Genomic DNA, 12,947 nt, shown 5'->3' with positions numbered 1-12,947 from the left:
TGCGCCGCACACGGAGACGGATGAAAAAATTCTACAGAGTCAGGCGCTGGCTGTTCGCGCCGCTGGTCTACCTGGCCGCCATCTTCCTGCTGATCGAGGAATGGCTGTGGGCGACGGGCGCGCGCATCATGCAGGTAGTGGCGCAATTTCCGCCCCTGCATGCGCTGGAAGCGTGGATCAAGCGCCTGCCGCCGTACTGGGCGCTGGCCATCTTCGTGCTGCCGGCCGTGCTGCTGTTTCCCGTCAAGCTGCTGGCCCTGCTGGCGATCGCGCGCGGCCATGCGTTTTCCGGCATCGGCGTGATCATCGTCGCCAAGCTGGGCGGCGCGGCCGCCGTGGCCCGCCTGTACAGCCTGACGCGCCCCACCCTGCTCAGTTTGCCGTGGTTTGCGCGCTGGCATGGCCTGTTCATGGAAACCAAGGACCGCTGGATCGCCCGCCTGCGCGCCACGCGCCCATGGCGCCGCGTCAGCCGCCTGTCGGCCGCGCTGGGCCGTGCCCGCCGCGCCTGGTGGCAGCGCCTGCGCAAGGGCACGCCAGGCCGCCATAATTCCCGCCCGGCACGGGTGCTGCGCCGCTTTGCCGCCTTCTGGCGCGCCCGCCGCTGATGAAGAAAGGCCACTCCATGCACGACACTCCCCGGCTGGCGCCCGCCATGCGCGCGGCGGCACCGGAAATCTACCTGTACGACGCGGCCAGCTTGCAATTGCTGGATGCCAACGATGCCGCCTGCGACAACTTGCAATATACGCGCAAGGAATTGCGGACGATGACGCCGTTCACCCTGGCGCCGCAGCTCGACGCGCAGCAGCTGGCCGCCGTGCTGGCGGGCCTGGACGACAGCATCGGCGCGCAAACCCTGCTGCACGTGCAGCAGCGGCGCCGCGATGGCAGCCTGTATTCGCTCAGCCTGCACCTGTCGCGCGCCAGCCGCCAGGGACGCGCCCTGCTCCTGGCCGAGGGCGAGGACTTGCGCACGCCGCAGGCAACGGCCGCCGCCCTGGCGCAGGTGCAGTCGCGCTTCAACGCCATCGTCTCGAATACGCCGGGCCTCGTGTACCAGTTCTGCCTGCACGCGGATGGCCGCGCCGCCTTCCCCTACCTCAGCGATGGCTGCCAGGCCCTGCTGGGTCTGGGGCCGGCACAGCTGCACGCGCGCCCGGAATTGTTCTACCAGCTGATCCTGGCCGACGACCGCGCCTCGTACCTGGAGTCGATGCTGGCCTCAAAGAACGCCTTGTGGAGCTGGAACTGGGAAGGCCGCATCTGGATCGATGCCTGGAAAGACGTCAAATGGATCAACCTGCGCTCCACGCCGCGCGCGCTGGCCGACGGCACGGTGCAGTGGGAAGGCATCATGACGAATATCACTGAAAGCCGGCTGGAACAGATCGAAGTGCGCCAGTCGCGCGCCCGCCTGGCCGAGCTGACGGCGCATATCGACAAGGTCAAGGAACACGAACGCACGCGCCTGGCGCGCGAACTGCACGATGACCTGGGCGGCAATTTGACGGCGATCAAGATGGCGCTGGCCATGCTGGCGCGTCGCCTGCCGCCGGACGACCCGCTGCTGCAGGAAAAGGCCGATTATGTCGACGCCCTGGTCGACCGCAGCATCGATGCCGTGCACCGCATTTCGCTGGACTTGCGCCCGTCCATGCTGGACCTGGGCCTGGTCGCCGCGCTGGACTGGCAGGTGAAGGAGTTCGCGCGCCAGGCCGGCATCGAGTGCCAGTTCATTTCGAACCGCCAGCATATCGAACTGGAGCTGGACCAGGCAACCAGCCTGTTCCGCATTGCCCAGGAGGCGCTGACGAATATCGCCAAGCATGCGCAGGCCAGCAAGGTCAGCGTGCGCCTGGCCCGGCAGCGCCAGCACATCAGCCTGTCGATAGCCGACAATGGCGTGGGCATGCGCCTGTCCGACCGGGCCAAGCCGCAATCGTTCGGCATCCGCGGCATGGCCGAACGCGCCAGCGCGCTGGGCGGCACCCTGAGCCTGGCCGACGGGCCCGGCGGCGGCACCATCCTGAGCATAAAAATCCGGCTGACCACGCCGCGAGAGGCGATAATAGCGGCTGCAGCCAGCGCACCAGCGCAAAGCGGTCCGCCGTGAGGCCACAGGGCCGCCGCCGGGCGCAGGGATTCAGATAGGAAACAACGCAGTCATGAAAGAAAAAGCCACCATCCGGGTATTCATCGCCGACGATCATGCGATCGTGCGCGAAGGCTTGAAGCAAATCCTCGCCGATACGCGCGACATCATCGTTGCCGGCGAAGCCGAAAATGGCCACGACGCCATCAAGCTGTTCCGTGGCTCGAAATGCCAGGTGTTGCTGCTCGACATCTCCTTGCCCGACCGCAGCGGCATCGAGGTACTCAAGCAGATCAAGAAGGAAAAGCCGGAACTGGCCGTGCTGATGCTCTCCATGCACCGCGAAGACCAGTACGCGATCCGCTCGCTCAAGGCGGGCGCGGCCGGCTACCTGACGAAACAGAGTGCGCCGCGCGAACTGGTCACGGCCATCCGCCAGGTGGCGCAAGGATTGAAATACATCAGCGCCTCGCTGGCGCAGGAACTGGCCAACACGGTGGGCGAAGACCACGAAACGGCCTTGCACGACACCTTGTCGGACCGCGAATACCAGACCCTGGTCATGATCGCCTCGGGCAAGGCCGTGGGCGCCATCGCCGAAGAGCTCAAATTGTCCGTGAAAACCGTCAGCGAATACCGCGCCCGCCTGCTGGTCAAGATGAAGCTCAAGAACAGCGCCGAACTGACGCATTACGCCATCCGCAACCAGCTGGTGGATTGACGGCAAAGCGGCATGCCCGCTGGCATCGGGCGAATTGACAGGACTTCTCCTTGCTTCTCGCACAATAAGTTCTTTGCCAACTCGCATATCATGAGGATAATTAGAAATATCTAAAAAGGCTGTGCCTACATGTCCAGTAAATTGCCCTCTTCACCAGCAAGCGCTCCCGCTGGCGCCACGAATAATGCCGCCGCTGCGGCGATGAACCCGGCCGATATCGCCCGCGAGGCGTTTCGCCGCCTGGCCACGCGCCGCATCGCCCCCACGCCCAGCGCCTACCGCGACATCTACAATGAAATCGCGGGCATCAGCGAAGCCGCGGACAGCCCGGCCGTGCCGGGAGCCGTGCTGGCCGCCAGCGCCCCGCCGGACGGCGGCGCGGAAAACGTCCTGACGCAGTTTGCCGTCAAGATGAGCGAATCGGCCGGCGAACTGGGCGACTTTGGCCGCCGTTTCCAGCGCGCTCTGAAAGCGCGCGACTGGGACAGCTATGCGCGCACGCTGGCGCAACTGGCGGAAAAACAGGTCAAGAAAGGCGGCGGCATCGAATTGCCTCCGCTGCCGGACGGCGAGCAGACGCGCACCCTGCGCGAATTGCTCAGCCGCACCCTGGGCTTTGCCGTCGCCACCCTGCTGACGGGCACGCCGGCACTGGTGGAAGAGGCCGAATCGCTGGGCGCGGCCATCAAGCAGGCCCATACGGAAGAAGCGCTGAACGAAGCGGCCCTGCGCCTGAAGCAGCTGTGCTACCAGATCGAACTGAAGAGCGGCGACACGGCCGAACAGCAGGAATTGCTGCTGCGCCTGTTCAAGCTGCTGCTCGATAACGTCAGCCAGTTGCTGGACGACGACAGCTGGCTGCGCGGCCAGGTCGACGCCGTGCAAAACCTGATTGCCGGCCCCCTCGACCAGCGCGCGCTGGAAGACGCCACGCGCAGCCTGAAGGAAGTCATCTACAAGCAGAGCCAGCTCAAGCACAGCCTGTCCGACGTCAAGCTGACGGTGAAGAACATGATGATGACCTTCATCGACCGCCTGGGCCAGGTGGCCGCCAGCACGGGCGACTTCCACGAAAAGATCGGCGGCTATTCGGAAAAGATCAGCCAGGCGGAAAACATCAGCGAACTGAACAACGTTCTCGACGAAGTCTTGCGCGAAACGCGCATGGTGCAGAACGAGGCGTTGCGCGCACGCGACAAAATGGTGCTGGCGCGCCAGGAAGTGCAGGATGCGGAACAGCGCATCCACACCCTGGAAGCCAAGCTCCAGCATATGAGCGAACTGGTGCGCGAAGACCAGCTGACTGGCAGCCTGAACCGCCGTGGCCTGGACGACGTGTTCGAGCGCGAAACGGCCCGTTCCGACCGCCGCGGCACGCCCCTGTGCATCGCCATGCTGGACCTGGACGATTTCAAGCGCCTGAACGATACCTATGGCCACCTGGCCGGCGATGCCGCCTTGAAACACCTGGTGAAGATCGTCAAGGAAACCCTGCGCTCGATGGACGTCATCGCCCGCTTCGGCGGCGAGGAATTCCTCATCCTGCTGCCGGAAACCACGGTCGAGGCAGCCTCGTCGACGATGACGCGCTTGCAGCGCGAGCTGACCCGGCATTTCTTCCTGCACGACAACGAAAAAGTCTTGATCACCTTTTCCGCCGGCGTGGCCCTGCGCCTGCCCAACGAAGACCAGGCCGAGCTGGTCAAGCGCGCCGACCGCGCCATGTACCAGGCCAAGCAGACGGGCAAGAACCGCGTGGTGGTGGCCGATTAGACCCGACCCGCTTCACGCCATGCCGTCCCGCCCCCGGCCGGACGGCATTTTTCATGACAAAAAGAACAACAATCCCTCCCCCTCCTGCAGCGCCTCAGCCTGCGCAGCATATAAAAATAAAACTATTTTTACCCTCAAGTTTCTTTAAATCATGTCGTTTAGCGCGCGGCCAGCGGCAAACTGAAGGGCTGAAAATTAAAATTTAAAGCGTTTTTCGCCATAAATTTTCCCGCAGAGCAACCGTTACCCTAAACAACAGCGGCTTGATTGTCCCGGAACAGCGGGGCAGGCCAAAGTGACTAGCACATAGCGCAATGTAGTACCTGTTTGGAGAAACATCATGGCTGCAGTAATTAATACCAATATTTCGTCCCTGAATTCGCAACGCAACCTGTCGACTTCGCAATCCTCCCTTAGCACCTCGCTGCAACGTCTTTCTTCCGGCCTGCGCATCAACAGCGCCAAGGACGATGCTGCTGGTCTGGCGATTTCCGACCGCATGACCTCGCAAATCCGCGGCATGACCCAAGCCACCCGCAATGCCAATGACGGTGTCTCGCTGGCCCAAACGGCTGAAGGCGCGTTGGCAAGCTCGGGTGACATCCTGCAGCGTATCCGCGAACTGGCCGTGCAATCGTCGAACTCCACCAACTCGGCCAGCGACCGCCAGGCGCTGCAAACCGAGGTGGGCCAACTGGGTTCGGAATTGAACCGCATCGCAACCACTACCTCGTTCAACGGCCAGGCGCTGCTGGACGGCACCATGGGCACGGCCAACTTCCAAGTCGGCGCTGACGCCAACCAGTTGATCTCGGCCAATGGCGCGAACTTCCTGACCAATACCTACGGTAATAACCGCGTGGAAAACAATGCGGTTGCATCGAAAGTTGGCACCATCGCCGCCCCGGTAAGCAACGTTGTCGCCGCAAAAGATGTCGTCATCAGCGGCAAAGTAGGTTCGGCAACCTATACCACCACAGCTACCGACACGGCAAAATCGATCGCCGCAGGCATCAACCAGAAAACAGCCAGCACCGGCGTGACGGCAACGGCGAAAACCGAAGCCAATCTGGGCCTGGTCAATGGTTCGTACTCGTTCAATATCGCATCTGACAATAGCAACGGGACCAACCCAGTAACGGTATCGTTCGCTGTCACAGGCGGCGCGACGACGGCAACAGACTTTGCCGCCGGCATCAATGCGATCAATGCGCAGACGGCCAAAACCGGCGTTACCGCCCAGTTCGACGCAACGAATGGCGGCATCAAGCTGAGCAATTCCAGCGGCTCCGACATTCAGATCATCGACAGCAATGCTGCCAATACACAGCAACTGAAAGTGAACACCTATACGACGGCCGGCGGCATCGTTGCGGGCGCCGATGCCAAAGGTGCATCCGCCACCGCCAACGGTACCGTGACGTTCGACTCCGACAGCAGCTTCTCGGTCAGCGATGCCGGATCCGGCCTGGGCCTCGGTGCGGCAGCAGCAGCCACCACGAACCAGGGTTCGCAACTGAAATCGGTCGCATCGATTGACGTTACGTCGTTCGCCGGTGCCCAATTGGCCCTGAAGATCACCGATGCCGCCCTGTCGACGGTCAACAGCCAACGCGCCCAGTACGGTGCATTGCAATCGCGCTTCTCGTCGGCCATCGCCAACCTGCAATCGACGACGGAAAACCTGTCCGCCTCGCGCAGCCGCATCGTCGATACGGACTTCGCGTCGGAAACGGCCAACTTGACCCGCGGCCAGATCCTGCAACAAGCTGGTACGGCCATGCTGGCGCAAGCGAACTCGCTGCCAAACGGCGTCCTGAGCCTGCTGCGCGGCTAATCTCCGATTAGTCAGACAACAGCGTAGGACTCTGATTCCCCTGCCGGATTTTTTCGGCCGGGGAATTTTCACTAGGAGAGCACCATGACTATCGACACGATAGCGGCCGCCTCCGCGGCCAGGATAGACAAGAGTTACACCGCGACGGATACGTCGGCGGCGCGCCCGGCAGCGCCACGCACGACGACGGAAAACGACACAGTTACACCACAGCAAGCCAGCAAGGAACCCAGCCGCGAGCAGTTGAACAAGGCGGTATCTGAGCTGAACCAGTCGTCGCAAATAAAAACGCAAGGCATTGAATTTTCCATCGACGAGGACAGCCAGCGCACGGTCGTCAAGGTCATTGACCAGGAAACCAAGGAAGTGCTGCGCCAGATTCCGACCCGGGAAGCGCTGGAATTGGCCAAGACTTTTGATTCGGCCAAAGGTTCGCTGATCAGTCAAAGCGCATAAGATGACTTCGTCCACGGACATGCGACATTGGAACAGTATGCATCGGCATGACCACGGGGCCCGATAGCCTGGCTATCTGGCCCCGTCTTTTTATTAAAGATAAAATAACACCCTTCTGTCTCTCCCCCCGATTTTCTGCTCCCTCTGAAAACAGCGCGGTAAATCCCCCTCTCAAGTCCTGATTGATTCTGCCGATAACAGCTTATATTAGTGTTTTCCTAGGAGTATTCAGTGGCCATCACCCCTACAATATCATCGCCTGGCATCGGCGCCGGCGCCAGCGGCTTGGACGTGAACGCTATCATCGACAAGCTGATGGCGGCCGAAGCTGCGCCGCTGAATCTCTATGACAAAAAAACAGCGTCCTACCAGGCCAAGCTCAGCGCGCTGGGAGCCCTGAGCGGATCCGTCAGCACGTTCCAAAGTTCCCTTTCGGGGCTAACGAATTCCAACAATTTCCGCGCTGTCAGCGCAACACCATCTGACCCGCTGGTGCTGTCGGCCAGTGCCGGCGCCAAGGCCGTCGCTGGCAGCTACAACATCAACGTTTCCCAGCTGGCCCAGGCGCAGACGCTGACCTCGGGCGGCATGGCCAGCAAGCTGTCGACCATCGGCAGCGGTGCCAAGACGACGGTTTCCTTCCAGCTGGGCTCGCTAGCCGGCGGCACTTTTGGCTTGACTGGCACGACGCTGAGCGGCAGCACACTGCTCACGGGCGTGAGCAACGGCTCGCTGATTCTTAATGGCACGGCCATCCCGACGGATGCCAGCACCAAGAGCGCGCGCGCCTTGGCCGACGCCATCAATGCCAAGAGCAGCACCACGGGCGTGACGGCCACGGCCCAGCCAACGGCCAGCAACGCCAACATGTTCACCGGTTTCGGCAACATTGCCACCGGCGCGGACGGCACCTATTCGCTATCGGTGGGCGGTATCGAGATCGTTACGCAAGGCAACGGCGTCGCCGCAGGAAGCGGCATCACGGCTGCCTCGCTGGATACGACACTTGCTGGCCCGAATGCCGTCTCGAACGCACTGGCGGCGGCAAATATCACCGTCACCGGCACGGCAGCTGGCGGCAACCTGCAATTTACGCGTGCCGATGGCTCCAATATCAATATCGAGGAAGTGGTCACAGGCAGCGTCACGGGCGGCATCGGCCATGCCGCCAATTCCGTCAACGACGGCTCGAATGTGACGATTGCCAGTTCGATCACCCTGGCCTCGGGCAACGCCAGCCCCATCACCATTGCCGGCAGCAATCCGGCCGCAGCCGGGCTGACGGCAGGCACGGGCGGTGCTTACATGAATGCGGGCTTCACCCAGGATGGCACGCAGGCCACGGGGTCGGTGGTGATCGATGCCACCAACAACACCCTGCAAGGCATCCGCGACGCCATCAATAACGCGGGCCTCGGCGTTACCGCCAGCATTGTCTCCGACGGTAGCGACAAGCCGTATCACCTGGTGCTCAGCTCGACAAAGACGGGCGCCAATTCAGCCATGAAAATCACGCTCAGCGGCAGCGATGGCCAGCCCGCCGACAGCGCCTTGAGCGGCCTGCTGGCCTACGATGTGGCTGGCGCACAAAACTTGAAACAGAACAGCGCGGCGCAAAACACCATGTTCAGCGTCAACGGCATTGCCATCACCAGCAGTTCGAACAGTGTCGATACGGCAATTGAAGGTGTCTCACTGAACATTACCAAGACAGGCATCAGCAGTTTGTCGGTCGCCAAAGATACTACTACAGTCAAAACCAGCATCACCGCCTTCGTCAAGGCCTATAACGATCTGAACACCTCGATCGGGAAAATGACGGCCTACAATCCCGATACCAAGTCGGGAGCCGTCCTGCAAGGTGATTCAACGGTACAGTCAATCCAGAGCCAGTTGCGCAGACAGCTGGGCGCACCAATTACGGGCTTGAGCAGCGGCATGAGCAATTTAAGCCAGGTGGGCATCTCCTTCCAGAAGGATGGCAGCCTGACACTGGATACAAGCAAGCTCGACAAAGCTATCAGTGCCAATTTCGGCGATATCGCCGGCCTGTTCTCGGCCATCGGCAAGGCCAGCGACAGCAACGTCACATTTAGCGGTTCGACGGCCGCCACCCAGCCCGGCACCTATGACCTCACGATCTCCACGATGGCCAGCCAAGGCTCGCTCACGTCGGATGCGGTTCTGCCCGCCAGCACCACTATTGCCAGCGACACCACCTGGAACGTCACTCTCAACGACACGGATCCTTCCGCAGCAAAGAACACGGCCGTCGTGACAATTCCGGCCGGCACCTACACTCCTACGCAGCTGGCATCGCTTGTGCAGTCATCGATCAACGGTGTAAAGGCTTTTGCGGACGGCGGCTCGACGGTATCGGCTGCGATCGATGGCACGGGCAAACTGGTCCTTTCCTCAAGCCGCTATGGCTCCGTCTCGAATCTGGCCCTCAGCAGCGGCACGGGAACCAGCATGGAAAGCCTGTTTGGTGCAGCCAAGCCGCTCAAGGGCACCGACGTGGCCGGTACGCTGGGCGGACAACCGATCGTCGGCTCCGGCCAGACCCTGACGGGCGCCCCTGGCTCGCCAGCTGAAGGCTTGAAAATTGAAGTGACTGGCGGCACCACCGGCTCACGCGGCACGGTAAGCTTTTCGCAGGGGTATGCCTACCAGTTAAACAACCTGGCCACCTCGTTCCTGGGCACGGGCGGCATGATCACCGGGCGCACGAACGGCATCAATGAATCGCTGAAAACGGTGGCAGCGCAACGCGACAAGTTCAGCGCGAAGCTGACCGACATCGAAGCGCGCTACCGCGCCCAATACACGCGTCTGGACGTGACGCTGAACAAAATGCAGTCCACGCAAACCTATTTGACCCAGCAGCTGGCCGCCATCGCCGCCAACCGTTAAGCCCAATCATCAGGAGAATTAAATGTTTGGAACCCAACAACGCGGCGTCAATGCCTATGCCAAGGTCGGCCTGGAAACGGGTATCGTCTCGGCCTCGCCGCACAAGCTGATCGTGATGCTGTACGACGGCGCCCTGGTGGCCGTGCTCAGCGCGCAAGTGCACATGAAATCGGGCAATGTGCCGGAAAAAGGCAAGTCCATCTCGAAAGCCATCCAGATCATCGACAATGGCTTGCGCGCCAGCCTGGACAAGGAAGCGGGCGGCCAGATCGCCGAAGGCCTCGACGCCCTGTATGAATACATGAGCGCGCGTCTGCTGGCGGCCAATATCCGCAACGATCTTGGCATGCTGGAAGAAGTGCAGCGCCTGCTGACCGACCTGCGCGAAACGTGGAACGCCATAGGCGCCACCCCCGCCGCCATGCCTGGCGCCGATTTGAAACGTATGCCCAGCCTTGCGAGCGCCTGACCCATGATGACGAATCAAGAAGTCCTGACCACCTACGAAGCCATGCAGACCCTGACGGGCCAGATGGTCACCGCCGCCACCAACGCCGACTGGGACGCGCTGGAAGAGCTGGAACAGCGCATCGGCGCGCATGTGGCCGCGCTGAAGGCGAATGAAGAAAAAGTCGTGCTGGAAAGCGCCGGCCGCTTGCGCAAGGTCGCCCTGATCAAGCAGATCCTGGAAGACGACCGCAAGATCCGCGACCTGACCATGCCGTGGATGGCGCAGTTGTCCAAGCTGATCAACAGCACCGGTACCGAGCGGCGCCTGGCCAACGCCTACGGCGCGTAAACACACACGGGGGCGCCATGTTGCCGAAGATGGATGCGATCGGCATGACGCCCTTGACCCCGATCAAGGGCACGCGCCCGGCCGACACCGTCGCCGACCCGCGCCAGGCCGAGTTCCAGCGCTCGCTGCAGGGACTGATCGGCAAATCCATGCAGGGACAGGTGCTGGCCCGCATGGGCGACGGCAGCTATCTCGTGCGCGTGGCCGGCACGCCGGCCCGCATGCAGCTGCCCGCCGGCGCCCAGCCGGGCACGGAAATCCCGCTGACCTTGATCGGCATCAATCCCCGCCCCTCTTTTCAGATCGGCAATAACCGCGACCAGGCCGCCCATCCCCTGCTCACGTATGCGGACGCGGAAGCCGAACCCGGCGCCGCCGAGACCCGCGGCCCCCAGGCCGGCGCCACCCAGGCGGGCACGCGCGCCAGCAGCACGGCCGCCACCCTGCTCAGCCGCGCCCCGCTGACTCCAGCCAATTTATTGCCCGCCCTGGCAGGCGACACGCCCGCGCCCGAGCTGAGCACCACCGCGCGCGCCATCAGCAGCGTGCTGAGCCAGGCGGAAAGCGTGCCCGGCGCGCCCCTGGCGCTGGTCGGCAAGACGCCGCTGATGGCCACGCCGGGCGCCAATCCCGCCCAGGTGGCGCAGAAGCTGCACGAGGCAGTGGGCAGCAGCGGCCTGTTCTATGAATCGCATGTGGCGGAATGGGCCGAAGGCAAGCGGCCGCTTGCCTCGCTGCTGCTGGAACCGCAGATGCAGAAGCCCCAGGCAAGCGAAACGGCCAGGACAGGCACCGACCTGGCCTCGGCGCAGCTGATCAATTTGCAGCTGCATACGCACGAACAGGCGCGCGTGCAATGGCAGGGCGAAGCGTGGCCTGGCCAGAAGATGCAGTGGGATATCAGCAAGGATGCGCCGGAAAGCCAGCAGCACGACGGCCGCGACGGCGACGAGGAAGCGACGGCCTGGCGCAGCAACGTGCGCTTCCAGTTTCCCCTGCTGGGCGATCTGGCCGCGCACGTGGTCTTGCAGGGCGGCCGCGTGCACATCCAGCTGCAGGCGGGCAGCGAAGGCAGCGCCGACACCTTGCGCCAGCATGCCCCGCAGCTGGAAGCGTCGCTGGACGCGGCCGGCTGGCCATTGTCGTCGCTGAGCATTGCCGGCAAGCCGGACGCGGAAGAGCCGCCGGCAGCGGAAGCGGGAGCAGGCGATGCTTGACGACACCAAGCGCAAGGTGCCGCAGACGGCCGTCGCCCTGGCCTACCAGAGCGGCACGCCGGCGCCCAAGGTGGTGGCCAAGGGGAGCGGCCTGATCGCGGACCAGATCATCAGCACGGCGCGCGAACACGGCGTCTTCGTGCATGAATCGAAGGAATTGGTGGCGCTGCTGATGGATGTCGACCTGGACCGCCAGATTCCTCCGGGCCTGTATCGGGCGATTGCGGAACTGCTGGCCTGGTTATATCATATTGAATCTGCGAATGGCGGGCCCATCCCGCCGCCGCCCGACACCAGCGTCAACCTCACCGATACATAGACAGGCATCAATGCAAGCACATATTATGGATTCCGGCCTCGAAAACTGGCATGACTTTGAAGTGGAATCGCGGCGGGAAATCATCGCCTTGCTGCGCAGCATCAGTGAAAAGAACCAGCTGATCCGCATGCTGATCCACGGTGAATCCGATGTGTGCGTCACCTCCATCCTGGAAGTCGATGCGGAACGCGATACCGTCATCCTCGACCGTTCCGTGAACGCCGACCAGAACCGCCGCATGGTGGCCGCCACCGGCATCTCGTTTGAAACGTCGCTCGACAAGATCCGCATCCTGTTCAGCAGCGCCCTGGTGGAAGAGTGCCATTACGATGGCACGCCTGCCTTGAAAATTGCTATTCCAGAAACATTGATCCGCTTGCAGCGGCGCGAGTACTACCGCATGACCACGCCCGTGAGCAATCCCGTGCGCGTCTCGATTCCCCTGCCGCCCGCGCTGGGCGGCGCCGACACCCTGTTCCCGCTGGCCGACATCAGCTGCGGCGGCATCGCCATCCTGGACAACAAGCTGATGCTGGGCGAAACCATCGGCCGCGACTACCCGGGCTGCCGCATCGACTTGCCCGACGTGGGCATAGTCACCGCCACCTTGCAAATCCGCAATTCGCTGGACATGACCCTGCTGAACAACAAGCTGAACCGCCGCCTGGGCTGCCAGTTCGTCGACCTGCCCCGCAGCATGCTGGCGCACGTGCAGCGCTATATCACGCGTCTCGAACGCGAGCGCAATGCACGCATGGCGGGGTTAGGTTAACACCTTACAAACCTACTGCGCGTCGCCATTTGCGGCCTGCGATGC

Annotated in this window: 12 protein-coding genes; all 12 read left to right on the top strand. The window is 62.6% G+C overall.

The annotated features are described in order from the left end of the window. The first annotated feature begins 20 nt into the window (after nucleotides 1-20). The 12 genes from VPH41_RS04650 (at nucleotide 21) to VPH41_RS04595 (ending at nucleotide 12,902) form a co-directional block, all read left to right on the top strand. Entirely contained in the window at nucleotides 21-608 is a 588-nt protein-coding gene (locus VPH41_RS04650; RefSeq protein WP_328569108.1) for a hypothetical protein, read from the top strand. Between the two features lie 17 nt (nucleotides 609-625). Next, nucleotides 626-2,116 (top strand): sensor histidine kinase, encoded by a 1,491-nt coding sequence (locus VPH41_RS04645; protein ID WP_328569107.1) that lies wholly within the window; start codon nucleotides 626-628, stop codon nucleotides 2,114-2,116. A 52-nt stretch (nucleotides 2,117-2,168) separates the two neighbouring features. Continuing rightward, complete coding sequence (locus tag VPH41_RS04640; protein WP_152284694.1) at nucleotides 2,169-2,816, top strand: response regulator; 648 nt, start codon at nucleotides 2,169-2,171, stop codon at nucleotides 2,814-2,816. Nucleotides 2,817-3,017: 201 nt separating this feature from the next. Beyond that, nucleotides 3,018-4,589, top strand: coding sequence for a GGDEF domain-containing protein (locus VPH41_RS04635; protein ID WP_152258741.1), 1,572 nt, complete (start codon nucleotides 3,018-3,020; stop codon nucleotides 4,587-4,589). A gap of 340 nt (nucleotides 4,590-4,929) precedes the next feature. Then, entirely contained in the window at nucleotides 4,930-6,426 is a 1,497-nt protein-coding gene (locus VPH41_RS04630; RefSeq protein ID WP_328569106.1) for a flagellin N-terminal helical domain-containing protein, read from the top strand. A gap of 84 nt (nucleotides 6,427-6,510) precedes the next feature. Next, entirely contained in the window at nucleotides 6,511-6,882 is a 372-nt protein-coding gene (locus tag VPH41_RS04625) for a flagellar protein FlaG (protein WP_328569105.1), read from the top strand. Between the two features lie 231 nt (nucleotides 6,883-7,113). Then, the gene (gene fliD / locus VPH41_RS04620; protein ID WP_328569104.1) at nucleotides 7,114-9,795 is read left to right on the top strand and encodes a flagellar filament capping protein FliD; all 2,682 of its coding nucleotides are present in this window, start codon (nucleotides 7,114-7,116) and stop codon (nucleotides 9,793-9,795) included. Between the two features lie 22 nt (nucleotides 9,796-9,817). Continuing rightward, entirely contained in the window at nucleotides 9,818-10,264 is a 447-nt protein-coding gene (gene fliS, locus VPH41_RS04615; RefSeq protein ID WP_152284691.1) for a flagellar export chaperone FliS, read from the top strand. Between the two features lie 3 nt (nucleotides 10,265-10,267). Next, nucleotides 10,268-10,594, top strand: coding sequence for a flagellar protein FliT (locus tag VPH41_RS04610; RefSeq protein ID WP_328569103.1), 327 nt, complete (start codon nucleotides 10,268-10,270; stop codon nucleotides 10,592-10,594). A gap of 17 nt (nucleotides 10,595-10,611) precedes the next feature. Continuing rightward, entirely contained in the window at nucleotides 10,612-11,811 is a 1,200-nt protein-coding gene (gene fliK / locus VPH41_RS04605; protein ID WP_328569102.1) for a flagellar hook-length control protein FliK, read from the top strand. After that, on the top strand, nucleotides 11,804-12,130 hold the full coding sequence (locus VPH41_RS04600; RefSeq protein WP_035821344.1) for an EscU/YscU/HrcU family type III secretion system export apparatus switch protein: 327 nt from the start codon (nucleotides 11,804-11,806) through the stop codon (nucleotides 12,128-12,130). Before fliK ends, VPH41_RS04600 begins: the two co-directional genes overlap by 8 nt. A gap of 25 nt (nucleotides 12,131-12,155) precedes the next feature. Continuing rightward, nucleotides 12,156-12,902: a flagellar brake protein gene (locus VPH41_RS04595; RefSeq protein WP_152284688.1), complete on the top strand. Its 747-nt coding sequence runs from the start codon at nucleotides 12,156-12,158 to the stop codon at nucleotides 12,900-12,902. Nucleotides 12,903-12,947 lie beyond the last annotated feature (45 nt).

The sequence above is a fragment of the Janthinobacterium sp. P210006 genome, assembly GCF_036231885.1.
Classification (GTDB): Bacteria; Pseudomonadota; Gammaproteobacteria; order Burkholderiales; family Burkholderiaceae_D; genus Janthinobacterium; species Janthinobacterium violaceinigrum.
Note: the sequence above shows the minus strand (reverse complement) of the source record. Positions and strands in the feature narration are given on the sequence as shown.

Bases quoted from the DNA above. Each gene is read 5' to 3' on its own strand.
- VPH41_RS04600 (WP_035821344.1), top strand. From the start codon at position 11,804: ATGCTTGACGACACCAAGCGCAAGGTGCCGCAGACGGCCGTCGCCCTG.
- fliS (WP_152284691.1), top strand. From the start codon at position 9,818: ATGTTTGGAACCCAACAACGCGGCGTCAATGCCTATGCCAAGGTCGGC.
- VPH41_RS04640 (WP_152284694.1), top strand. From the start codon at position 2,169: ATGAAAGAAAAAGCCACCATCCGGGTATTCATCGCCGACGATCATGCG.
- VPH41_RS04630 (WP_328569106.1), top strand. From the start codon at position 4,930: ATGGCTGCAGTAATTAATACCAATATTTCGTCCCTGAATTCGCAACGC.
- VPH41_RS04635 (WP_152258741.1), top strand. From the start codon at position 3,018: ATGAACCCGGCCGATATCGCCCGCGAGGCGTTTCGCCGCCTGGCCACG.
- VPH41_RS04650 (WP_328569108.1), top strand. From the start codon at position 21: ATGAAAAAATTCTACAGAGTCAGGCGCTGGCTGTTCGCGCCGCTGGTC.
- VPH41_RS04610 (WP_328569103.1), top strand. From the start codon at position 10,268: ATGATGACGAATCAAGAAGTCCTGACCACCTACGAAGCCATGCAGACC.
- VPH41_RS04595 (WP_152284688.1), top strand. From the start codon at position 12,156: ATGGATTCCGGCCTCGAAAACTGGCATGACTTTGAAGTGGAATCGCGG.
- VPH41_RS04625 (WP_328569105.1), top strand. From the start codon at position 6,511: ATGACTATCGACACGATAGCGGCCGCCTCCGCGGCCAGGATAGACAAG.
- fliK (WP_328569102.1), top strand. From the start codon at position 10,612: ATGTTGCCGAAGATGGATGCGATCGGCATGACGCCCTTGACCCCGATC.
- VPH41_RS04645 (WP_328569107.1), top strand. From the start codon at position 626: ATGCACGACACTCCCCGGCTGGCGCCCGCCATGCGCGCGGCGGCACCG.